Genomic DNA, 24,341 nt, shown 5'->3' with positions numbered 1-24,341 from the left:
CGAAGGCGGCGAAGCCGCCCCTGGATTTACTCCACCGTGACGCTTTTCGCCAAGTTACGTGGCTTATCTACGTCCGTGCCTTTTACAAGCGCCACGTGATATGACAACAACTGAAGTGCAACCACGTGTAACACGGGCGAAAGCAAGCCGTAGTGTTCCGGCATCATCAGTACATTCACACCTTCGCTCGACTTCACGGCACTATCACCATCAGCAAACACGTAAAGCTGACCGCCACGAGCGCTCACTTCCTGCATATTGGCCTTTAGCTTTTCTAACATCTCATCATTGGGCGCCACCACCACCACTGGCATATCCGCATCAACCAACGCTAACGGGCCGTGCTTCAACTCCCCAGCTGGGTAAGCTTCTGCATGAATATAAGAAATTTCTTTAAGCTTCAGCGCACCTTCCAACGCAATCGGGAAGTGGCGGCCACGGCCTAAGAACAGCGCATGGTGCTTATTAGCAAAATGCTTCGACCACGCTTTGATGCTTGGTTCAAGTGCCAGCACCTTTTCAACTGCGATGGGCAAGTGGCGCAGCTCGTCCAGATAGGCTTTCTCATCTGCTTCATCTAGACGCTGATTCGCTTTTGCCAACAAAAGCGTGAGCAAAAATAGCGCGCTAAGCTGAGTGGTAAAGGCCTTAGTAGAGGCAACACCAATCTCCGGGCCAGCACGGGTAATAAAACGCAGCAGCGTTTCACGCACAATGGCAGATTCAGGTACGTTACAAATCGCAAGCGTATGGGTGTGCCCCATTGATTTAGCGTGCTGCAATGCGGCGAGCGTATCAGCGGTTTCACCAGACTGTGAAATCACTACCACTAGCTGGTTAGGATTCGCCACGCTTTTGCGGTAACGGTATTCACTGGCAATTTCAACATTGCACGAAATACCGGCGACTTGCTCGATCCAGTATTTAGCCGTCATGCCCGCGTAGCTAGAGGTACCACACGCCAAGATCAGTACGGAATCTACCTGCTCAAAAACGGCTTGCGCTTCTGCACCAAAAATACCCGGCTGCAGTTGGCCTGCGCCGCTCAGCATTTCTAGCGTGTTACCCAACGCTTGCGGCTGCTCAAACATCTCTTTTTGCATATAGTGATTAAACTCACCCAGCTCGACTGCATTGGCAGAAAGGCTGGAGGTAATCACTTCGCGCTGAGCCGGTTGGCCGAGAGCATCGACCAGGGTGATAGAGTCGCTGGTCAAACGCGCGACATCACCATTTTCTAGGTACATCATCTGCTGAGTGACAGAAAGCAGTGCCGAGGCATCTGAAGCGGCATAGTGGCCGTCATCAGCAATACCTAACATCAATGGAGAACCCTCACGGGCAACGACTAAGCAATCCGGCTCCTCTTCGCTAACCACCGCCAGGGCGAAAGCGCCTTGCAAATGCGCCACAGCGCAACGCACTGCAGAAAATAGATTTTCCGCTGGTTCGCCAACTTCACCTTTAAAGCAGGCTTGAATCAAGTGGGCGATGGTTTCAGTGTCGGTGTCTGAAGTGAACTCATACCCCAACCCCTGAAGTTTCTCACGCAGGGCTTCATAGTTTTCAATGATGCCGTTATGCACCACCGCCAAACCACTAGAAATATGCGGGTGAGCGTTACGTTCAGCAGGAACACCGTGAGTCGCCCAACGGGTATGGGCAATGCCCACATTACCCTCGACGCCCTTCTCTGAAACGCGGGCTTCCAGTTCTGATACTCGGCCCTTGGCACGGGCCCGCACCAAAGCTCCAGAAGCATCTAGTACGGCTAACCCAGCAGAGTCATAGCCACGGTATTCAAGCACCCTCAAGCCTGAAAGCAAAAACGGGGTACATTCCCTTGCGCCAATGGCGCCAACGATTCCGCACATACTCAATCCTTTAATAACGACTTATAACGACGATGGCTTTCACTCGCATGCAAAGAGCCATGTGCAAAAAACCATTTGCAATAAACGAAGAGCAAAGGGCCATTTGCAAAGGGCTATTTACAAAGACCAGTCACATAAAACAGCTACAGAAGATCGGCCACAAGAGACCAATCACAGCCACCTTTAGAAAACCGATCATAGAAAGTATCCCATGAACGGCCCCTTAAGGGGGAGCATCTTACACTCCCTATGGTTAAGGCTTCAAAGTACAGCCTTCACCCATTTCCCCAAACAACAAAATACGGATTAAGCTTTTCGCTGGGGTTGGCGTAGCTAAGCTGTTTACCCTCTAACGCTTCAACCCGGCCACCCGCTTGAAGCACGACTGCATGAGCAGCACCAGTGTCCCAAAGGCAGGTAGGGCCTAAGCGGGGGTAAGCATCAGCCTTTCCTTCTGCAATTAAGCATAGTTTAAGCGAACTGCCCATGGGCAGCATTTCATGCTTGCCCAGCTTTTCAAGCCACGCTGCTAAATCCGGGCTGGTGTGCGAGCGACTACCCACGACACGCCAAGCCGACGCGGCTTCCGGTTTACCTGCAACTCGAATTTCATGGCGTTCGCCATTCGCTTCCACCTTGAAAGCACCTAAACCTTCAGCGGCGACATAAGCGGTTTCAAGCGCCGGCGCGGTAACAACGCCCAAAATCGGTTTGCCGTTTTCAATTAGCGCAATATTAACGGTGAACTCGCCGTTGCGCTTGATAAACTCTTTTGTACCATCTAGCGGGTCTACTAACCAATAACGGCCATTGCTATCTACTCCCGAAAAGCCTTCTGCATCTTCCTCAGAGAGTATTGGCAACTGTAATTCAAGCCCCTGCAAGCCGCGCACAATCACATTATGGGCCGCTTGATCCGCTTCAGTTAGCGGGCTTTTGTCTTCTTTTTCTTCCACGCTAAATTCGCAGGCATAAACCGCCATGATGGCATCGCCCGCTTCACGAGCAATACGCTCTACAGAATCCAATAACGCTTGATCAATCATAGTGCCATTCCCTTATGATTAAGCCACCAAACAACGGCTAGCTGCTTGGTGGCTTATCGATGCTTACATTACGCGTTCAACATACATACTATGAGAGATCAGCTAATTAGGCCACGCTCACGCAACGCATTAATCACGCTATCAGCCGCTTCTTCGGCACTCATCTCTGAGGTTTTCAGGTGAATATCTGGCGACTCAGGTGCTTCATAAGTTGAGTCAATGCCAGTGAAATTCTTCAATTCACCTCGGCGAGCCTTTTTATAAAGGCCTTTAGGATCCCGGGCTTCTACTACATTCAGTGGCGCATCTACGAAAATCTCGATGAACTCATCCGCTTCCAGCAAGTCTCGCGCAAATTGACGCTCACTGCGGAAAGGCGAAATAAACGCGGACATAACGATCAACCCAGCATCCACCATCAGTTTGGAGATTTCCGCGACACGGCGCACATTTTCAACGCGATCAGCATCGGTAAAGCCTAAGTCACGGTTTAAACCATGACGGACGTTATCACCATCGAGTAGGTAGGTATGTTGCCCCTGGGTAAATAGCTTTTTCTCAACCAAATTAGCGATCGTTGATTTACCAGCACCAGAAAGACCTGTGAACCACAGAACTGCGGGCTTCTGGCTCTTCGCCAACGCACGTGCCTGTTTATCAATATCCACGTGTTGCATATGAATATTCTGGCTACGACGAAGAGCAAAATGCAGCATACCTGCACCCACCGTATTGTTCGTCATACGGTCAATCAGGATGAAGCCACCGGTATCGTGGTTATCTTGATAAGCATCAAAAGCAACCGCACGATTCAAACTAATCGTGCAGACACCAATGCCGTTCAAATCAAGCTGCTTGCCAGCCGTATGTTCCAGCGTATTAACGTTAACCTGATATTTAATATCGGTAACGGTCGCTGACACCATCTGGGTGCCTAGCTTCATTAAGTAAGGGCGGCCTGGCAGCAGCGGCGCCTCATGCATCCACACCAACGTTGTTTCGAACTGATCAGCCGTATGAGCAGGCTGCTCTACACCGGAGATGACATCGCCCCGAGAGATATCAATTTCATCGTCTAGCAGCAGTGTTACAGACTGACCTGCCACCGCCTCGTCCAAGTCACCATCAAAGGTGTAGATGCGTGACACCGTGCTGGATTTACCAGAAGGCTGAACGCGAATTTGATCGCCAGGGCGAACAACACCACTGGCTACCATTCCAGAAAAACCACGGAAATCCAGGTTAGGACGGTTCACCCACTGCACTGGCATCCGGAAGGGAGAGCGCTGCAAATGCTCGGCATCCAGCTCTACGGTTTCCAAATAGCCCATCAGCGTAGTGCCGTGATACCAAGGCATGTGCGGGCTTGGCTCAATAACGTTATCGCCTTTCAACGCCGACATGGGGATAAACGTAATGTTTTCCAGACCGAGCTGTTTGGCAAACGTACGGTACTCTTCGACGATTTGATCGAAACGCGTCTTAGAGTAATCCACCAAGTCCATTTTATTGATGGCAACGACGACATGCCGCATGCCCATCAATGACATCAAAAAACTATGACGACGGGTCTGAGTCAAAATTCCGTGACGTGCGTCAACCATCAAAATGGCAGCGTCTGCCGTGGAAGCGCCGGTCACCATGTTGCGGGTGTACTGCTCATGCCCAGGTGTGTCGGCAACGATAAACTTGCGCGTCTCAGTAGAGAAAAAGCGATACGCCACATCAATAGTGATGCCTTGCTCACGCTCTGCTGCCAAGCCATCGACCAGCAGCGCAAAGTCCATGTCGCCGCCCTGAGTACCGTATTTTTTAGAGTCAGCTTCAATAGCAGCCAGCTGATCTTCAAATAACAGTTTGGATTCAAACAGCAAGCGGCCAATCAGGGTGCTTTTACCGTCATCAACGCTGCCACAGGTAATAAAACGCAGCAGGCCTTTATGTTCGTGGGCCTTCAGGTAGCCTTCGATGTCTTCGGCAATAAGTTCAGATGAATGCGACATTAGAAGTACCCCTCTTGCTTTTTCTTCTCCATGGAAGCAGCGCTATCGTGATCAATCACACGCCCCTGGCGTTCTGACGTCTTGGTCAACAGCATCTCTTGAATGATGGCAGGAAGCGTATCGGCTTCAGACTCCACCGCGCCGGTAAGTGGGTAGCAACCCAACGTACGGAAACGGACCTTGCGCATCATCGGTACTTCGCCCGGCTCTAGCGGCATGCGCTCATCGTCCACCATGATCAACGCACCGTCACGCTCAACTACAGGGCGCTCTGCCGAATAGTAAAGCGGAACAATTGGAATATTCTGCAGATGGATATACTGCCAAATGTCCAGTTCAGTCCAGTTAGAGATGGGGAACACGCGGATAGACTCTTTAGGGTTCTTACGCGTGTTGTACAGCTTCCACAGCTCAGGACGCTGATTTTTCGGGTCCCAACGGTGCTGTGCAGAACGGAAAGAGAACACACGCTCTTTGGCACGAGACTTCTCTTCATCACGACGAGCACCACCAAAAGCCGCATCGAACCCGTACTTATCAAGTGCTTGCTTCAAGCCCTCAGTTTTCATCACATCGGTGTGAATCGCCGAGCCGTGGGTAAACGGGTTAATGTCTTTCTCAACCCCTTCCGGGTTGATATGCACCAAAAGATCCACACCGATCTCTTCGGCCATTTTATCGCGGAATTCATACATCGCGCGGAACTTCCAGCGTGTATCCACATGCAAGAGTGGAAATGGCGGTGAACCAGGCGCAAACGCCTTTCGTGCCAAGTGCAGCATAACTGCGGAATCTTTACCGACGGAATACAGCATTACCGGGTTTTCAGCCTCGGCGACCACTTCGCGCATGATCTGGATGCTTTCCGCTTCCAGTCGCTGCAGATGGGTGAGTGATGTCATCATTTTTCCCAACGTTGTGTGAAAAATTGTTCTCAAGTGGCCGGTCGTGGCACTACCTTAAAAAACCTAAGTATCCAAACGTCTAAATATCTACGTATAGAACTTAATTACATGCCCAGTGCCAAATCAGCAGGCACTGGCACTAGCCAAAATGAAGGCTGCTGCTCTAACCAGTCAGTTACCTCTGGGCTTGCTGACAACAAATCCCCACGAAATACCAGGGCAGCACCACCAGATGAATTTAGTGCACGAAACACCGATAGGTACGCTTGTGCTTCAGGCAGTTTTTTAAAACAACGCATTAATAACCGCCTCCCAGGGGCCATGCAAATAAATCTGGTACACGGAACCGGATGGATGAGTCACCCGCCGAACACCACCTTGCCAGCGCTGGTCGCCACCCTTCAGCTTGGCAAAAGCGGGGGCCCCCCCCTGCGAAACCAGCGCCCCTCTTGGGAGCGCTGTTTTGCTAAATGGCTATTTTCTAAGTGGCTATTTGTTAAGCACTTAAGCTTCCAAGGTTTATGCTTCAACCCTTGCGCTTCCCACCAGTGCTCAATCGCCCGCTGAGATAGCACAACGCCGTGGTGCGTAGTAAGCCATTCAGCCAAACCAGCACTGCTCCAACCTGGTGCTGGGTGCAATAAACTATTTTGTGGCTCCTGGTAAAGTGCTTGCCACAAAAGCGCCTGAACATCTAACCCGAGAACGCTGGCCTGCCCTTTTAAACGCCCACGGGACTTTACGGGTACCGCCGCCCACCCGCCTTCACGAAAAGCCTTCCAAGCAGCCGAAACGGTCGGAGCGGAAAGCCCAGTTTGCTGGCAGGCAACCGCAACGGTATGGCCGTCTAAACGGAGCTTAACCGCCTGCTTACGGCGTTCGTTTAGCAATTCAGGCGATAAATGTTTAATGGCCGGCGGATGCAGACTCTGAGTGCAACACACTCATTGGATGGTTGATGGGCTTTCATGGTACTTGGCCATCAGCTCGCTCATCACTTCTATCGGACATTTAAATCCAAAGCGTTTTCGAGGTCGCATATTCAGCTCAAAGGCAATGGCGTCCAGCTCTTCCTGGCTATGTACTGAAAGGTCCGTTCCTTTCGGTAAATATTGACGGATAAGGCCATTGATATTCTCATTGGCCCCACGTTGCCAGGGGCTATGGGGATCGCAAAAGTAAATCGCAACGCCGGTTTCTTGAGTGATTTTTGCATGTTGTGCCATTTCACGCCCCTGATCATAGGTCATGCTTTTTCGAGCGGTGGTCGGCATTCGATTCAGAGCAGCACTAAAGCCTGCTACGGCGGAGGTGGCGGTGGCGTCGTCCATTTTTGCGAGGATCAGATAGCCACTACTAAGCTCTACCAAGGTGCCTACCGCGGACGCGTTATTCTTACCTTTGATCAGATCGCCTTCCCAGTGGCCGGGCATTTCACGCTTACTGACCTCGGGCGGACGTAAGTGAATGCTGACCATGTCAGGGATCTGGCCACGTCGATCCACTTCGCCACGGCGAGGCTTGCGTGTGGTTTTACCTTGTCGCAAGCAGTGAATCAGTTCCTTGCGAAGGTGGCCAACAGGCAAGGCATAAATGGCCGTGTAGATGGTCTCTCGGCAGACGTAGGCATCGCGCAAATCAGGTAGTTTCATCGTCTTGAGCTTGCCGCTAATTTGTTCGGGAGACAAGCGTCGCCGCAACATATGCACGATGAGATCAAACCGCTCGGTGCCTGGCAAAAGCTTACGCGCAGGACGACAGACCTCTCGACGCTTTTCTCGCTGACGTTGGGCGTACCGGGCGCAGTAACCGTTCTGGGCCATTTGGTTACGGCGTATTTCACGAGAGATGGTTGAAGGAGCTCGCCCCAGGAGCTGGGCAATATGCCGAAGGCTCATCCCTTGGGCTTGACCCACTTGGATGCTGGCACGTTCTTCAATACTGAGTTCGAGGTAAGACATGGGACAACACCTTAGCGAAATGCTCAGGTGTTGCACTCAGTTTCTGCGGCCAAGGCCAATATTGAGCACAAACCTTTGATTGAAAACAATTAACAAACTACACATAACGCTATCGTTGGCAATTATTAGATACCAGCATCAAAGTCGACGTAAAACCCAGCAAGTTTCTAATATGAATTATGTTTTGTAAGGATCAACATGACCCCATGGGCCGTTTTGTTATCAATTGCTGTATTGCTAGTACTGTTAATTAGCGGAAAAGTTAAGCCTGCGATTGACTTTGTGACGCTCGCGGGCATATTTTTACTTTTAGGGTTTGTTGATACCAGCACACTGCTAATGCAATACACCAACCCCGCATTGGCCACGCTACTCTTACTGCTGCTGGTGTCACTTGCATTAGAACGTTCACCTCTGCTGGACTGGCTTTCTCGCGACTTACTCAAAGGCCACCCCCGCTTAGCCACGGCCCGGCTAATGGGCAGCACCGCTGTGCTTTCTGCCTTTTTGAACAACACAGCGGTGGTCGCCGCTTTTTTAGGGGCTATTTCACGCCAACAGCGCATTGCACCTTCGCGGCTATTAATTCCACTTTCCTACGCCTCGATTTTAGGAGGAATCACGACGCTAGTAGGCACATCTACCAACCTAGTGGTGAACTCTTTTAATCTCAGCGCCAGCGGTAGTGAGCTAGGTATGTTTCAATTTAGCTTAGTAGGTGTGCCCGTTGCATTGATCACTCTATGCGTATTGTTATGGCGAGCGAATGCCCTACCCCACCATCGTCTGGAAGATACCGACGAGAAACTCTCCTACTTTCTTGCAGCGGACGTAGAATCCGAATCACCTATGATCGGCAAGAGTATTGAGGAAAACGGCCTTAGAAACCTTAATGGCCTTTATCTATTAGAAATTGAACGCCAGGGCCGCCTAATCAGTCCCGTTGCTCCAGATGAACGCCTGCAAGCAGCCGACACGTTAGTATTTACAGGCGAAGTGAATAAGGTGCAGGCGCTACAGCGCTTTCCAGGACTCAATCTATTTGGCCATCAAGCCGATAACTTACTCGCCACCAATTTAGTAGAAGTGGTCATTTCCCACGAATCAGAGCTTTCTGGCAAAACACTGCAAGATGTTGATTTGCGAAGCATGTTTAGCGCAGGGGTTGTCGGTATACGCCGTGGTGGGAAACGCCTGGAGGGCCAGCTTGGCAAAATCCCTTTGCGGGTGGGCGACTGCTTGCTCTCAGCTGTTAGTGCCGACTTTCGTCAACATCGCAACATAGACCGTAACTTCCATCTACTCAGCGGCAGCTTTACACGTCCTCAACTCACGCGAAAAGAAAGCATTATTACGCTAGGCGGATTTGCAAGCGTTATCGCACTGGCGACTGCCAACTGGCTGCCGCTGTTTCATGGTTTACTACTACTGCTGGGCGGCCTACTGTTATTAAAAGTGATTAGCTTGGCCGAATTGCGCCGCCGCTTTCCGTTTGAACTTTGGCTGATCATTGGTTCTGCCTTGGGGATAGCACTAGCGTTAGAAAATTCAGGGGCCGCCGCTGTACTGGCAGGAGGAATGCAGTGGATGTTTAGCGGTTACGGCGTTTACGCTGCTTTTATTGGCTGCTACCTATTAACACTACTGTTAACCGAAACAGTCACCAATAACGCGGCTGCCGCACTAGCCTTCCCTATTGCCTGGAGCACCGCCCAAGCCTTTGGTGTCGACCCCCTGCCATTTGTGATGGCAGTTGCCTACGGTGCCAGCGCCTGCTTTTTAATTCCCTTTGGCTATCAGACCCACCTGATGGTGTATTCACCAGGGCGCTATAAAATTACTGATTTCTTCAAGATTGGTTTACCTGTGAGTATTACCTACTCGGCCGCGGTATTGGTTATTACACCAATAGTGTTTCCCTTTTAGGATATTTTCTGATTAGGAGCACGCAGCTCAACTAGCCAATTCGGCTACCTTGAGACCATGTCGCTCAGCCCACTGCTGGCACAAAGCTTTTAAGGATACATTCATATTATCCACCAGACACACCTGCGCGGTAGGTGCTAAGCGTGGCAACAGTATGGGCAAAAGCTTACAGAGCAACGCTTCTAGATGTTCGTCTAAAAAATCTGATGTGCCAATAATCAACAAGCTAATGCAGTTATTCTATGAATTCAGAACACAACAACCAACGCGCCTTAACTTTTAAAAATCCTAGCCTCACGAAAAGCATCAAAACAACTACCAATCAACTTAAGCTCAAAAGCTATCCATAATATCCTGATTACTAATTTCTCGCCAAGCAACAGAGCCATCAATATATTTACTAAAAAGCACCACTGACAAACCTTCAAAACCAGACTCGCAATTTATAAAAAACTTCTTCTCCTTATTATATTGATATTTTTTTACAACAACTCCATCCCACTTTTCATAGATTGTAGCCCATATCGAAAAATCATCCACCACCTCTATCAATAAACCCTTTGGCTTTTTAGAAACGTAAAAACCAGGATCTTCTTCTTTTTTTACGATTTTATTCTCTCCCGCTATGTATTTATACTTCGAAACCTCTCTTCTAAGCCCTGCAACGTTATCAGCTAAATATAATTTCAAAGCAGACACAATTAGCTTTCTTGGTGGAACCGCATGACCTGCACCCCAATTCCCTTTAAAAAAAAGCATCTTCTCTTTGCTGTAAAAAAAACCATCTTCGTCATCCAAGTCAAGCTTTTTGATAAATGGCTCAGCATGAACAGTAGTATGCCAGTCGAGAGCATTTTGAAGGTAAATAAAATCTTTATTCTTTAGGCTGTCACTCTTGGATAATAAACTAGTGCATATACCAATCGCCCCCATTTCCTCGGAAAACTCTACTTCACTTGTTAGCTTTTTCTGTAAAGACACCTCAGACAAATGCCTCCAAAACCTAGAATTATATTTCTCGACAACCGTTTGACAATTCCAGACAAAAGCTTTATTGATTTCGTCACTTTCGCTCAAATAATATAAGCTCGCAAATCCACCACCACTTCCGCCGAATGAGCAGAAACTAACGCCCATCACTTTTGCCAAATGATTTACAATCAATATAATAGTTTTTTGAGTATTTAGCTCTCGCCACCCCAAATACCAACCAATATATATATCATCCTTTAAATAAATAACTGGATCAAAAAAAGCTACTACAGATGCACCTATCTCCTCAGCTAATGCTACACCTGTAAAATTAGGTATCAAATCTAACTCTCTTGCTTTCTCACTTAATGCTCCATTAAAGGTCAACAGAGCTTTATCGCTAAAGGTTATTCCTCTTTTGATCAAAACATCAATCGCGTTACCTCCAATCAATATCTGATAAAGCCCATCATCTATTATATTTCTATCAAGAAACTGATCAATAGATAGCGAGTAGAAACTCACTTTAAATCTATTCGCAGATCTTTTACCTTTGTTTATTTTGCTCGAAACATCACACACAGGGCATATCACTCCCAAACACTTCCACCAACCATCCCAAAAGCTATAACTACTTTCATAGCTATCGAAAGAATTCTCAAACAATTAGATTCTAGAACTTTAAAAACACTAAACAACTATCTCCACCATTAGGTTTGCAACAGCGTTAATATTAAAACTTGCGCTGGCAAAGTCAAAGATATCATCCCTCCTTCCCAGTCGAACATTAAAGCTTTGTTTTACTTGCTCCATATCCCTGTAAACCCACTCTTTCGGATAAATCTCATCCGCGCCTTCCCATGGCAATACAACCGGGGTACAGCCACTGGCGGCGCCTTCAGCTACCGCTAGGTGGAAGCTTTCGTGGTCACTTACCGAAAGAATGAAATCAACCCCAGCATACCATTGAGGCATATCATTGCCGTGAGGGTCGAAGATCACGGCATCTTTAAGCAGCGGGTCATCTTGTAAGCGACGATACTGCTCTTCATACCAAGCCATTTCTTCGGGCCGGTGCATGACCATCCAGGCGAAGTCTTCTGGCCGCTTTCCTTTTACCCGCAGAATATAATCGGTGTCTTCTTTGCGTAGCTCCTTCAGAATATCCAACGCACGGTCTAAGCGCTTGCTTTGCGGCACCATGCCGACTAAGCCCAACACTTTGCCATTGGTGGGTTGACGCGGTACCGCTTGCATGGCGTCGATATCAACGCCGTTATAGATGACCACGCCATTTTTCTTCAGTGCTGGATTGCGTTGCTGGGCATTACGCAGCATATGCGGGCCAACAAATATCACCTTATCAAAAGCATCGAAGGGCACTTGGTCAAACAACACATTGCGCAGTTCTTGAGCGTGCAAGCGCCCTACCAATCGTTGCCCTTCAATTTTATGCTTGGCATACCAAATAGCGTTACCCAGGGTCCACTCACAGAACACGGTATCGGCTTGGCGCACTAAGCGCTTACTAGCGGTTTCATTGTGATGATTATGACCGGTCCAAAAATCTAGCAATACGCGCATCCCTGCGTTCGTGAAGTAGGGATAAAACGGCTTAATAAACTTGAGATCGTGCCCTGCAATCACGACAGTTTTCTTAGGCGGCACATTGGGCGCTTGGGCATGAACTTGGGGTGGTTTGCGAAGCGTCAAGGTCAACTGGCGTGACGCCCAAGGCTGAAGCTTGGAAAGCAGCATATCCGTATCTGAGCGAAGCAGTTGCAGTGACGTATCGATAGAAGAGTTTTCCACCGCCACACCCGGCCAGCCACCTTCTTCAAGCGCCGCATGTCGACTGAAAGCAATACGCTTATGGGGGGCGTAAAACGTGGGCCAGATTAAGTCTTCGAGATCTTCCACTTCCAACCCTTCCAATGCACGCGGATTAGCCAGCAACCAAAGCGCTCCTGGAGAAGCACGTTCACCATCCGGCGTTGCACAGCGAATACCTTCCGCTTCTAGTTGTGCACGGGTACCGGCCTTCCATTCGCGACTGACAATACATACCGGGCGAACGGTTTGTGCTAACACGCGCTGGGCACCCGCCGGGGTCATTTCAGACGTATAAATAGAGTACGCTGGTGGTTCAGGTGCTTGAACAACCATACCGGCAGTGCGCAGCATTTGGGTCAGGCGTAGTTCGGTGGTGTGAGCGCGCATAACCGCGCGGGCGCCTTTCAACGCCACGCGCCAGCGGTATGCAGGGTAATGCATCAGATTCTCAAGCGCCTGGGCGGCATCGCTCTCGGTACGCACCACATGACCCGCTCCTTCCAAGTAGCGATTCATACCCAGGGCTGGGCCGGAAAGCATAGGCGAACCGCAGGCAGCCGTTTCCACAACACGGCGCGAAAACATCGTTGGGGAATCCAGCACCGAGTTGACGTTAATCTGCACCGGATGAGCTTTGTAAGCCTGGATCATCTCCTCATAACTGAGGCTGCCTGCCACATAGTTACCCAAGCCGCCGGGGTATTTGTAAGGCGATTTGGGATCATCGTGCTGGCGATCATAAAGCGTCAAGCCTAAGGGGGCTGCCGCGCTCATGATTTTGTCCATGTACTCGGTGCGTTCAGGGTAGCGCTTACCATAATAGGTACCGCCATAAGCGGCCGTTGGCTGCCATTCACGGGTAGACGGCAGCAAGTTATGGATCTTCGGTGAGGCATAGAACGGCGCACTACTGGCCGTTTGAGTCAACGCGCCAGGCGTGGTGAGGTAAGGAATAATCCTCCGGCTGTCGGTCGTAAACACGTGGTCACACTTAGCAGCGGTCGCGCGGAAACGGTCAAAGTGAACCGGGTCTTCCTTATTCCAGAATAACGACGGAATACCCTTACGGCGGCAGTGCGCCAACAAGGCATCAAGCGCTGCAAACTCATGCACGCTGTAATGCCCTACTTGACGGAACCACTGCCAGTCATTGCCCTTCCAGGCGGATTCCACAAACAGCGCATCAATGGGCTGTTCTTTAATCTGCTCACGCCAGTTGTCCGGTGAAAGCGGCACTACTTTAACGGCGCTGGCCAGCGTGTCGGTTGTAAACGTATCGCCAATTAAACCTAGGGTTAGCTGCGCTAGTGTTTTAGCGTTGGTTTGACCTTCAACTTGCTGCTGCTTGCGCTGATGCTCTACCACCGATTCACGCAGTTGCTGCAAGCTGCGGGCATAAATACTAGTAACGTGATTCCAGGTCCGCTCGCGGTCAATCCATGCACGGGCAGCCTTGCCCAGGCGCTCACGCTCTGCGGGGTTGTTGATTAGCGCTTCAATCGCATTGCTTAACGCCGCCGCGTTATCTTTTTCAAATAACCGCGCGCGTTCGCCACCTGGGCCCGCCATAACTTGGTGGGGCGACACATCGGAAAGCACTACTGCCTTACCCATTGCCATTGCTTCAAGCGGTTTGAGTGCCGACACCATTTCAGTAACCGCTGAGGAAAGCCGCGGTATCGGCATAATGTCCATGCATGATAAATAACGTGGCACCTGCTCAAACGCTACCCGCCCTGTAAAGCGGCAGTTCTTTTCAATTCCTAACGTCTTGGCGGTGGCTTTAACGGCATCAATAACCTTGCCATCCCCCACCAGCACAAAGACAAACGCTTGCCCTCGTGACTTAAGCTTGGCTAACGCTTCCAGCAACAATTCCAGCCCTTCATAGGCTACCGCGCTCCCCGCATAACCGATAACCGGCACGCCAGCAGGCAGCTTAAGCTGGCGAGCCACATCGATATCTGCAGGCCTGGGGGTAAAGCGCTCAGCATTCACCGCGTTAGGCACCACCGTAATACGCTCACGCTCCACGCCCCAACTAGCCAGCTCATCGGCCAGTTCTTCGGTTAGGGTAATAACTAGATCCGCTTCAAGAGCAGCCTGTTGCTCCAGCTCACGCATAAGCTGGTAACGTTCGGAGCCTGCCCATTCAGGCTGGGTAGAGGCTTGCGTGATTTCCCACAGACCGCGAACTTCATAAACAAACGGTAAACCCAGGCGTCGTGCCGCTATTAACGCTGGCAAGGCGGTAATATGATTCGACGCTGCCACGATAACTTCCGCACCACTGGTTTGCGCTTCACGCAGGTAGTGGTCAGCAGCTTCTGCTAGGTAGAGATCCAAGGGGGTTTTGGCAAGGTTCCAGCCAGCACACGCCGCGTAGGCCACGCCATCTACGTTGGCTTCATGGTAACCACGGGGCAATCCTCTAGCGCCGCCATCCCACGGAAAGCCAGGTCGCGTCGTCGCGCGAACGTTCCAGCCAGATTCTTGCAAGCCCACCGCGATACCATGAGAGCGAGTCGAATAGCCGTTAGTGGCATGGGGAACCGATTGGTGTAAGCAGTACAACACTTGCTGGCGGCGGCTCATCAGCCCAGCATTAGGTTGGCGAGGCGGCAGCGCCATGCCCCCTTTAAGGCGTGCTAAACCCGCTACAAAGGCCTCAAAGTCGCGCTTAGGTTTATCAAATTTAACCCCACGAGCTTGTAGGCTTTGCAACGCCTTTAGCGTATCGGTCAGGCGACCCTCTTTATAAAACCACTGGCTGGCCGTTGGGTAATCAATGTCTTCAAAACCTTCAGGCCCTTCCTGGGGTTGCGGCAACGCTAAAAGCGGTGCTGATTCGTCTGCAACAATTTCTAGGGACTCTACCATTCCCTGGGTCAAGCGGCTAAACGTCAGCACGTTGGTGTCTAGCCCTTGAAGAACCGCATTACTCTGCGAGCCTTCTTGCTCATTGCTTAACCTTTCGACACGCACATCTTCCAGCGCTTGCGCCATGGCAGCGACTAACGCCTCCGCGTCATCTGCCTTAGCAAAGCTAACGCCCTTGAACACCGGGCAAGCATTTTCTAAAGCCGGAAGCTTCGACATTACCAGCCGTTTGCCATAAGCCAACGCTTCCAATGCTTTTGCGGGTGGTACCAGCTCGCATACCGGCACTGCCTTACGAGGAATAACCACACAGTCCATAAGTGCGTAATATTTCGCCAGCTGCTCATTAGGCACACAACCTACCTGAATAAGCCACGGCTTATCAGCATCACGCTGATAATCAATAACAGCATTCGTTAGCGACTGTTCATTCCCAACAAGTAGCAACTTAACATTGATACCTTTGCTTACCAGCGCTTCACAGGCTTCAAACAGTATATCCAACCCTTCGTAAGCATAAAAACTGCCAACATAACCAATAACGTTATCGCCCTCCCAAATACCTAACCGATGCTTCAGTGCGGCATCAGCAGGCTGAATGGTAGGCAACTCACGAAGGCCATTGGGCACTATACTAATACGTTCCGGCTGAACGCCACGCTTGATCAGTTCCGCTTTCATTGGGGCATTAAGGGTAAATACCTGACTGGCTTCACGAGCGATAAAACCATCTCGCGCCGCTTCTTCTTTAAAACCTTGGGTATAGGCATAGCCTGGCTCTCGAGCGTCATTAGCGAGTTCCCCAAATCCGCGCACTTCAAAGCAAAACGGTAGCCCCATCCGCTTTGCTGCCACCCAGGCAGGTAACGCCGACACCCAGTTAGACGCAGCCACCACAACCGAAGGGCGATACACCCGAAACCGTTCAACAAAACATTCCACACTGGCATTCAAAATAGCCAACTGCCCCTGCGGCACCACACCATAAGGCCAGCGCGAATGAATGTACGTTACCCCATTCACCTCGACGTCAGGCGAAAGTTCGCGTTTAGCATAAAATGCCCATGGGCATCCAGGGCGTACAAAACACAACACCTCTAATCCCTGATGGTTCAATGCTTCTGCAATACCCTGTGTGCGAACCGCGTCACCATTGGTCGCGTCGTACTGTCCATGATTGACGACATAAGCCACCCGCCCAGTAACCGGCTGTGCAATAAAAGGAAGGCGATGCTGAGCTAACTGTTCCACGTGCTTAATCAGAGCGTCCATGTAATACCTAGTAAAAAGTGAAATTTATTAACAATAGCAATATATTAAATGCTGTTCAGTTATAAACATAAAAAGACAAGGAAAAACAAAAGGCAAATTTAGCAACAATAAAGCGACTTAAGCATTAATTAAAAATCCACCTTGCCAACAACTAATTAAACGCCAATGAAAACTGAAGACCTTTGTCTAATTTCTTCGCAGCTTCAAGAAATTTATCATCACTAATAGCCCATGTATGATCATGAGCGTTTGCATAACGAACATGTATAAAATTGAATGGGTCAGAGGAGTAAATCTCGCAACCTTTTGCTAATAAGTCTTTAAGAAATAAAGAATCCGTGCCCTGCCTCACTCGATTAAACGTCAGGTTACCTGTTTTTTTGCGGCTCCATATCAGCGTACCCCCTTGAACATGCTTGAAATAGCGATAGTGCTTGCCAGAAAATCTCAACGCAAAATCATTGGTACTTTCTACGTAGCAGAAGAAACTTGTTTTCCCAACCAGCGCAGCACCGGAATACTGCAGAGCCAAACAAGCATCTAAAAGGTAATTAGGGCCATAATAGTCGTCGTCATCTATCTTCGCGATAACGTCAGTTTCACAGCTATCTAGCGCTAAGTTAAGACCGTCTGCCAGCACTTTATCTTCACCGGTAATACGCATAAAACGGCAACTCTCAACGCCTTCGAAGGCATCGAGAACATCTTTTTCGTCAGCGCCTTCACCATGGGCCACGTAGATAACCTTAACATTGACACCATTTTGAGTATTAAGCATTTCAGCTACTCTGGGAATCAGCCAGGGCCTCTTTGAAACGCACACTGCCGTTACGGTTAACGTTTCGTCATTCAGCAAAGAGATGGATTTACTTTCCACTACCTTGCTAAGCAGCTCTGCAAACCTGTGACGAAATGTATTCTTGGAATGGACAAGCCTTACCCCCTGAGCGGCCACTTTTAATGCATAAATATCATCTTCAAGCAGACTGTCAATTTTGTCCTGCGCCTCCTGTCTACTATTGACGACCTGGACGATATCAGCCAGCTCATGGTCTAGAGAGCTTACCGGTGGAGACACAATAGGTACCGCACAACCTAATGACTCATAGAATTTCTCTACCAGTAGCGGACTAGAACAGCCCGCTGTATTGGCATTAACCATCACACTGTATTTTTTATATATTTTTTCGTTAATATCATCGAGGCTTGCAGAGGGAAATATGGACTGCTTATATTTACCTGGTAGCGAATGCCCACCATAAATATCCAGAATTCCTTTTTCCGCAGGATAATCGAAAAGCATTTCCAGATGATCGGCACGCACAGGGGTATCTTTACTGCTCCAGCTATCGGAAAATGCCAGCCGTCCGTTTTTTTCACCCTGCAACTGAGGAAAATACAACGCTTCTTGCACCGCAAGCTTCAAAAAATAGACACGGCCATGGCCAACATCTTGTTTATACCGATTTATAACCGACTCATCTACCGTAAACACATAATCAAACAACTTGGCCGCATCAATAAACATGTCGTAATTGACAGGGTCATCTTTATTCCAAAAAACAGTTGGAATTCGCTTTTCCTTACATGCCAGCAATAACGCTTTAAACGGAGCAGCAATCGCTCCGTTTATGTCCTTCTTACCGTAATGCCAAGCTGAATTTCTGTTAGGCAACACACTTCCCACAAACACAATATCTATGGACTGCTGGTCGAGCTGCTGTTCCCAAGACAAAGCATCTGCTGGAATAAAATTAAACACGTGCTTAAAGCAGCGCTCAGAGGCCTCGTCCAGCAGTGTTAAAACATTGTATGATTCATGACACGTCTTAATGGCGGCCGTCGATACGACGCCCTGATTGTCACCATAAGTGTTCAATGCCTTATATATTTCTTGAACTCTATCGACGCCGTAAAGCTTGAGCGCGCGTTCTTCGACGAACGTTTTGGATGCCACGCCTTCAGGATTAGTAGGATAATGACTGTTACTGCTTTTGCCATTTTCAACGTCATCACAATGGCTAGCGCGTTCAGCTACTCCATAAAATGCTATCTCTAGGCGCGCAGCTGCTACCCACGCCGGAAGCCCCACCCCAGCTGTTTCCGCCAGCACCGCTGAAGGGCGATAAATGCGCAATAGCTTGATAAGTTGCTGAACCACTGCTTCCAGCGTAGCTCGCTCATCGCCTTGAGCATTTTGGTGCAAAGGAGAATACAAATAACGAACACCGTCGATAGTAGTCTCTGGTGGTATATAAGATTCACCCTCAGCATTATCATCCCCTGTCCAATCAGGGCGAATCATGCATAGAGTGTCAACACCCTGCTGGTTAAGCGCTTCCGCCAGCCGATGAGAGCCGTTAGTGCTTCCCGGCGCTTGATTAATGAGAAACGCCACGCGCCCTTCTATCGAGTGGATAATCGGCGTAGAAGCCTGATGGGCCAACTGTTGGGCGTGTTTGAGAAGATCATCCATAGGTCTCTTCAAGGTCTGTGAGTGGTGAGAAGCTAGGAGTGAGTAGATTACCCTAACAAGCCCACCGCATCGATGACGCTTTCTTTAGCACGTACATTCTCAGCATCAGCGATAAACGGCTTGTGCTTGACGAGCACACAGACCACGTCCGCTTGGGCAAGTGCTTCTTCCAACGTGACCAATGTGGTGTTCTCACCTTGCAGTGTTTTTGGCAGTGATTTGATATTGGGTTCAACCACTTGTAGGCGGCAGCCTAGCTGTTGCACTTGCTGAGCAATACCTAATGCGGGGCTTTCACGCAGGTCGTCGATGTCTGGCTTGAAGGCCACACCTAGGCAAGCCACGGTAAGGTCGCTGCGTTTGGCATCGGGGTGTTGCTGGTGGTAGTACTCTAGCGCTTCTTTCACGCGGCCCAGCACCCACAAAGGTTTGTCATCGTTAACCTCGCGAGCGGCGCGGATAATTTTTGCTTGCTCCGGGCAAGAATCTACGATGAACCAGGGGTCTACAGCGATGCAGTGGCCACCAACACCGGCACCTGGTGTTAGGATATTGACGCGTGGGTGTCGGTTGGCCAGAGCGATCAATTCCCAGACATTAATATCAAGCTCATGGCAAATGGTGGAAAGCTCATTAGCAAAGGCAATATTCACATCGCGAAAGCTGTTTTCGGTGAGCTTGGCCATTTCTGCGGTGCGGGCAGTAGTGGTCACGCAGTCGCCTTCTACCACGATTTTATAGAGTTCGCTGGCTACTTCCGCGCACTTGGCAGTCATGCCGCCAATCACACGGTCGTTTTCAACTAGTTCACGGATAACGTGGCCGGGCAATACCCGTTCTGGGCAGTGAGCAATGCGGATATCTGACGCCTCACCGTGGGTTTGCGGGAAGGTCAGATCCGGGCGAGCTTCGGCTAACCAGGCAGCCATTTGCTCGGTAGCGCCCACGGGGCTGGTGGATTCCAGTACCACTAGGTTTCCAGGCTTAAGAACTTTGGCCACGGCTTTGCTGGCGGCTTCGATATAGCTTAAATCTGCTTTGTGGTTTTGGCCGTTTTCATCGGTATGAAACGGGGTGGGTACAGCAACTAGAAAGGCATCGGCAGGTTCTGGCGTGGTGGTCGCACGCAGGTAGCCTTCTTTTACAGCCGCGTGAACAATAATATCCAGCTCCGGTTCAACAATGTGGATTTCACCATTATTGATGGTGTCGACAGCATGTTGATTAACGTCAACGCCGATAACATTCTGCTTACGTGAGGCGAAAACAGCGGCGGTAGGCAGGCCAATATAGCCCAGGCCGATCATGGAGATAGTGTCGAATTGCATGTTGCATTCCTTAAGTAAAAGGCCACAAATAAATATTAGTTAGCCACGGATGAACACGGATAGTCACGGATAAGGTCAAAAGCAAAAAGACAAAAGAAAAACCAAAAAGATCTTGGGTTTAATCGTTTTATCTGTGCTTTTCCGTATGCATCCGTGGCAAAAAAGTGTTCACCAGTGGCAAGAAGTCTTCAGCTTATGAGCGAGCCAGAACGTCGCGGATTCGTTCGCAGGCTTTGCCGTCCCCGTAGGGGTTGTGAGCGTAGCTCATGGCAGTGTATGCGTTGTTATCGGTTAGCAACCGAGTTAGCTCGCTGGTAATAGTCGCTACATCGGTTCCTACCAGTTTAACGGTACCTGCTTCAACGGCTTCGGGGCGTTCAGTAGTGTCACGCATAACCAGTACGGGCTTGCCCAGCGAAGGTGCTTCTTCCTGAATGCCACCAGAATCTGTGAGGATAATGTGAGCGCGATTCATCAGATAGACAAACGGCAGATAGTCCTGCGGCTCAATCAGATGAACGTTACCTACCCTGGCCAACAGGCGATTAACCGGCTCGCGGACGTTGGGGTTAAGGTGTACCGGATAAAGAATCTGGGTATCTGGATGGCGCTCAGCGGTATCGGCTAGGGCTTGACAGATACGTTCAAAACCGCCACCAAAGCTCTCTCGGCGGTGCCCTGTCACCAAGATAAGACGCTTGCTTTCATCCAGCATCGGGAAGCGCTTGGCCTGTTCTGCCGCTAGCGTCTGATTGGTTTCTAGCTTATGGGCAACTTCAAGCAGCGCATCAATCACGGTATTGCCGGTTACGTGAATAGTGGCCGGGGCAACACCTTCATTAAGTAAATTTTGTTGCGAGGTAGCCGTGGGAGCAAAGTGAACCGCCGCCAGCGCGCCAGTAAGCTTACGGTTGCCCTCTTCCGGCCAGGGTGAATAAAGGTTGCCGGTGCGCAGGCCTGCTTCAACATGCCCTACCGGAATCTGTTGGTAATAACACGCTAGAGTGGTCGCAAAAGTAGTAGCAGTGTCGCCATGCACAAGAACGATATCAGGTTTGAAATCTTCTAGTACCGGTTTGAGCCCTTGCAGAATGCCGCAGGTAACGTCGTTGAGATCCTGCCCTGGCTTCATAATGTCCAGGTCATATTCAGGGGTAAGTTCGAATAAGGCGAGCACTTGATCCAGCATTTCACGATGCTGAGCGGTAACACAAACACGGGCATCAAAACGCTCATCCTTGGCTAGCTGCAATGCAAGCGGTGCCATCTTAATGGCTTCTGGGCGTGTACCGAATACAGTGAGTACTTTCATTCCTTGCCTTCTTTTCAGTTATCGGACCAGCGTACGACCGGAACGCCGAGCCTGTGACGTCATGCTTTGTAAAGACGCAGCTTACCGATTTTTACTCGCCACGTTTAGCCTGCGTCGTTCAAGCGGTATTCCAGTTCCTGACAACGGCGATAGTAGTACTCTAATAGTTCCTGGGTTTCAGCCAACTGCTGAGCAACAGGAATGGCATCCGAGCTTTTAGGAACCCTTTTCATTAGCTGGCCGGGCTTTTGTAATCGTTGCTCACAAATCCTGATATTAACATCAAACAGACTTTGACCATATTGATAGGCCGCCTGCTGATATAGCGTTATCGCATCTTGGTAGTCACCATGATTGAAAGCATCGTGGGCGCGTTTAACGAGGTCTTTTTCCATGGGGCGTCTCGCTGGTTGATTTATCTATATGGATAACAGAATTTAACGCATAGCGCTCGTTTTGAGAATTCTCAACCAAGCCTTAGTGTTTCTAACGGCTGGATGAAGTAGCAAAGTTCGATTACGGAAAAATCAAAGGTCGCTTTACTGAGCACTCTAACATAAACAAGTTTTGAGACGTTTGCTCACTAGCACGATTAACGATGGCGTATTGTAGTATACCCGACCGCTTTTAGGAGTATTAGGCAAACGACAACGGCCAACGCATCTTGGAAACTGGCTGTTGATAATATGAGCGCAGCCAGACAACCGGATGCATGCTCGCGCTTCTATAACTGCTGCATGTAATCCTGAATATGTTCTGCCTCACTTCGGCACTCTGATTGTATAGTGGCATCAGCTTGGCTGAAATCGCTAATCGAAGTAGTGAGGCAACAGATACCCAAACGCCCGTGAATAATCAAAAAATGACAAAGACACGACATCAATTATGACAAACTTGAAAATTGGCTATTTGCTCGTTCATTGACGACACTCTAGTCTGACCAAAAACATTTGGCACCAATAGCTAAACCTATAGTATGCTAACAACTGTTGTTAGCGTTATCGCTGGGCCATGAGACTAGCTATCACACTTGATAGTGACAGGAATGTAAAAAACAACTAGAACATAAAACATCGGTCTAAATGTATTTTACACTCTAGAATTTACATACTTTTACTAGGCAGGGTTATTATCATCAATGACTCATGACCTGAACAGAGCTTGGCAAAGCTATTACATTATTCTCGCAATGAAAAATCCAGGCCGAGAGCAATCTCTAAACCTCCTTCCACCATCACCTCTGGTAGGTTAAAACTTAGTTCACAAGGTAATACTGAAACTGCAGCCTTGCCTTCCACTATTGCAATCATTTTATAATCTTTTGCGTATAACTCCCTCAAACGAACTTCTGTGGCAGGTGTCAGTAGCTGGCGGAGTGATGGTAGCGCTTTCCCTTCGGCGTATTTCTTGCGAAAGTAGACGGCCGGGCAATCAGAATCGACCCAAGGCAATGATGTACTGCCCTTGGTGGTGCTGTTAGAAGGTTCCTTAAACACCTGATCACAAAGCTCGTTAGGTAGTAGCTCTTGCATCTCTTTATAAACGTTGTCCATACGAATTACTTTGTTGTAGGTAATTGGCCGCAGATGCCAAACCTGAGGGTAGAGGTGACTGTCTACCTCCTCCCAGCGCTCGGTTTCAAGCAGCACCACGTACTCATGAACAAACTCGTCAAATGTCAGTAATGCCGGGTCTCGTCCGACCACTTTTTGAAGCAAATTGAGTAGGTCTTCGGCACCATCCCTCTGAATCAGCTTATTTTTATATGTCGAAAAAACACGTTCAATAGGGTCGCGATAAACAAACACTTTAAAGTTGAAGCGCTGGTCGATTTCTTTAGGATCTAAATCATTAACCTGCGCATTTTTAATCATACAACTAACGGAGGGCACATCACCAGGGCAGGCATCAGGATATAGCGCTTTAAAAAGCATTTTAAAAGAAGTAGAAGCATTTTTACGAATATAAGTATAAAAGAAAGAAACCCCCTCCCCTTCAAAAAAAAAATCAGGAGAAAAACGCTCCTTTGCGGAATGTAAAATTGAATTTTCAAAATTCATGGAACACCACCCTTATAAAATTTCTTTTAAACAACATGAGAGGCCAATCATGACATTTTCATAAATTTACACCATACTCACTCAATGACACACTTTTGCATATAGCGAGCTTTTACCTCAAAAATTTAATGTCAAAAAAAACCGCATTAAAACCTGCATTTATCACCTCCCTTTTATAAAAACTGTATAATTCAGAAAATCCTACAGGCGTTAAGATAAAACTTCATATTTAGTGAATATTTTAGCATCAACATGAGATAATCAACACAATGTAGAACCTGTTTGCCGCTAATTAAAATCACTGAATAATTTTAAAAAACCAGAAAAAATCAAGAACTTTTCTATCAATTAGGAAATTATTCAAATCGAAAAAATGATTTATTTAATTTAGCTTATAAAAACCATTTAACTTAAGCTTAACTCTCAAAACATATAGAGAACATGCAAACATACGTAATTAATGCTTGCATGTTAAAATTCAAGCAATCACCGA

At 48.8% G+C, this 24,341-nt stretch carries 15 protein-coding genes; 1 reads left to right on the top strand and 14 read right to left on the bottom strand.

The annotated features are described in order from the left end of the window. Positions 1–26: 26 nt before the first annotated feature. The 7 genes from glmS to L1X57_RS12000 form a co-directional block, all read right to left on the bottom strand. Positions 27–1,874: a glutamine--fructose-6-phosphate transaminase (isomerizing) gene (gene glmS, locus L1X57_RS12030; protein ID WP_009721827.1), complete on the bottom strand. Its 1,848-nt coding sequence runs from the start codon at positions 1,872–1,874 to the stop codon at positions 27–29. A 275-nt stretch (positions 1,875–2,149) separates the two neighbouring features. Next, on the bottom strand, positions 2,150–2,920 hold the full coding sequence (cysQ, locus tag L1X57_RS12025) for a 3'(2'),5'-bisphosphate nucleotidase CysQ (protein ID WP_009721826.1): 771 nt from the start codon (positions 2,918–2,920) through the stop codon (positions 2,150–2,152). Positions 2,921–3,018: 98 nt separating this feature from the next. Continuing rightward, on the bottom strand, positions 3,019–4,923 hold the full coding sequence (gene cysN / locus L1X57_RS12020; RefSeq protein WP_009721825.1) for a sulfate adenylyltransferase subunit CysN: 1,905 nt from the start codon (positions 4,921–4,923) through the stop codon (positions 3,019–3,021). Beyond that, entirely contained in the window at positions 4,923–5,825 is a 903-nt protein-coding gene (gene cysD / locus L1X57_RS12015; RefSeq protein ID WP_009721824.1) for a sulfate adenylyltransferase subunit CysD, read from the bottom strand. Before cysD ends, cysN begins: the two co-directional genes overlap by 1 nt. Before the next feature lie 107 nt (positions 5,826–5,932). After that, positions 5,933–6,127: a hypothetical protein gene (locus L1X57_RS12010; protein ID WP_009721823.1), complete on the bottom strand. Its 195-nt coding sequence runs from the start codon at positions 6,125–6,127 to the stop codon at positions 5,933–5,935. Between the two features lie 102 nt (positions 6,128–6,229). Further along, positions 6,230–6,718, bottom strand: a complete 489-nt coding sequence (locus tag L1X57_RS12005) for a helix-turn-helix domain-containing protein (RefSeq protein WP_039868446.1) — start codon at positions 6,716–6,718, stop codon at positions 6,230–6,232. 54 nt (positions 6,719–6,772) lie between these two features. Next, positions 6,773–7,789: an IS30 family transposase gene (locus tag L1X57_RS12000; protein ID WP_234667734.1), complete on the bottom strand. Its 1,017-nt coding sequence runs from the start codon at positions 7,787–7,789 to the stop codon at positions 6,773–6,775. 198 nt (positions 7,790–7,987) lie between these two features. On the opposite strand from L1X57_RS12000, the gene L1X57_RS11995 reads away from it, so the two are divergent. Then, positions 7,988–9,715, top strand: a complete 1,728-nt coding sequence (locus L1X57_RS11995) for an SLC13 family permease (RefSeq protein ID WP_009721821.1) — start codon at positions 7,988–7,990, stop codon at positions 9,713–9,715. A gap of 333 nt (positions 9,716–10,048) precedes the next feature. Here the strand turns inward: L1X57_RS11995 and L1X57_RS11990 are convergent, their stop codons facing one another. The 7 genes from L1X57_RS11990 to L1X57_RS11960 all read right to left on the bottom strand — a co-directional run bounded on the left by L1X57_RS11990 (position 10,049) and on the right by L1X57_RS11960 (position 23,848). Beyond that, entirely contained in the window at positions 10,049–11,353 is a 1,305-nt protein-coding gene (locus tag L1X57_RS11990) for a hypothetical protein (RefSeq protein WP_143759684.1), read from the bottom strand. Positions 11,354–11,377: 24 nt separating this feature from the next. After that, positions 11,378–16,672: a glycosyltransferase gene (locus L1X57_RS11985; protein WP_009721819.1), complete on the bottom strand. Its 5,295-nt coding sequence runs from the start codon at positions 16,670–16,672 to the stop codon at positions 11,378–11,380. Positions 16,673–16,823: 151 nt separating this feature from the next. Continuing rightward, positions 16,824–19,148, bottom strand: a complete 2,325-nt coding sequence (locus L1X57_RS11980) for a glycosyltransferase family protein (protein WP_009721818.1) — start codon at positions 19,146–19,148, stop codon at positions 16,824–16,826. 47 nt (positions 19,149–19,195) lie between these two features. Further along, positions 19,196–20,476, bottom strand: a complete 1,281-nt coding sequence (wecC, locus tag L1X57_RS11975) for a UDP-N-acetyl-D-mannosamine dehydrogenase (protein ID WP_009721817.1) — start codon at positions 20,474–20,476, stop codon at positions 19,196–19,198. Between the two features lie 193 nt (positions 20,477–20,669). Next, entirely contained in the window at positions 20,670–21,788 is a 1,119-nt protein-coding gene (gene wecB, locus L1X57_RS11970) for a non-hydrolyzing UDP-N-acetylglucosamine 2-epimerase (protein WP_009721816.1), read from the bottom strand. A gap of 104 nt (positions 21,789–21,892) precedes the next feature. Further along, entirely contained in the window at positions 21,893–22,183 is a 291-nt protein-coding gene (locus tag L1X57_RS11965) for a hypothetical protein (RefSeq protein ID WP_009721815.1), read from the bottom strand. 783 nt (positions 22,184–22,966) lie between these two features. Further along, positions 22,967–23,848 carry a sulfotransferase family 2 domain-containing protein gene (locus L1X57_RS11960; protein ID WP_009721814.1) on the bottom strand — a complete coding sequence of 294 codons (882 nt, stop codon included), beginning with the start codon at positions 23,846–23,848 and terminating at the stop codon, positions 22,967–22,969. Positions 23,849–24,341 lie beyond the last annotated feature (493 nt).

The sequence above is a fragment of the Halomonas sp. TD01 genome, from assembly GCF_923868895.1.
Lineage (GTDB): Bacteria > Pseudomonadota > Gammaproteobacteria > Pseudomonadales > Halomonadaceae > Vreelandella.
This window is presented reverse-complemented; position numbering and strand designations above follow the sequence as displayed.

Excerpts from the sequence above, each read along its gene's own strand:
- L1X57_RS11965 (WP_009721815.1), bottom strand. The coding sequence starts at position 22,183 with ATGGAAAAAGACCTCGTTAAACGCGCCCACGATGCTTTCAATCATGGT.
- wecC (WP_009721817.1), bottom strand. The coding sequence starts at position 20,476 with ATGCAATTCGACACTATCTCCATGATCGGCCTGGGCTATATTGGCCTG.
- cysD (WP_009721824.1), bottom strand. The coding sequence starts at position 5,825 with ATGACATCACTCACCCATCTGCAGCGACTGGAAGCGGAAAGCATCCAG.
- L1X57_RS12010 (WP_009721823.1), bottom strand. The coding sequence starts at position 6,127 with ATGCGTTGTTTTAAAAAACTGCCTGAAGCACAAGCGTACCTATCGGTG.
- L1X57_RS11960 (WP_009721814.1), bottom strand. The coding sequence starts at position 23,848 with ATGAATTTTGAAAATTCAATTTTACATTCCGCAAAGGAGCGTTTTTCT.
- cysN (WP_009721825.1), bottom strand. The coding sequence starts at position 4,923 with ATGTCGCATTCATCTGAACTTATTGCCGAAGACATCGAAGGCTACCTG.
- glmS (WP_009721827.1), bottom strand. The coding sequence starts at position 1,874 with ATGTGCGGAATCGTTGGCGCCATTGGCGCAAGGGAATGTACCCCGTTT.
- L1X57_RS12000 (WP_234667734.1), bottom strand. The coding sequence starts at position 7,789 with ATGTCTTACCTCGAACTCAGTATTGAAGAACGTGCCAGCATCCAAGTG.
- cysQ (WP_009721826.1), bottom strand. The coding sequence starts at position 2,920 with ATGATTGATCAAGCGTTATTGGATTCTGTAGAGCGTATTGCTCGTGAA.
- L1X57_RS11980 (WP_009721818.1), bottom strand. The coding sequence starts at position 19,148 with ATGGATGATCTTCTCAAACACGCCCAACAGTTGGCCCATCAGGCTTCT.
- L1X57_RS11985 (WP_009721819.1), bottom strand. The coding sequence starts at position 16,672 with ATGGACGCTCTGATTAAGCACGTGGAACAGTTAGCTCAGCATCGCCTT.
- wecB (WP_009721816.1), bottom strand. The coding sequence starts at position 21,788 with ATGAAAGTACTCACTGTATTCGGTACACGCCCAGAAGCCATTAAGATG.
- L1X57_RS11995 (WP_009721821.1), top strand. The coding sequence starts at position 7,988 with ATGACCCCATGGGCCGTTTTGTTATCAATTGCTGTATTGCTAGTACTG.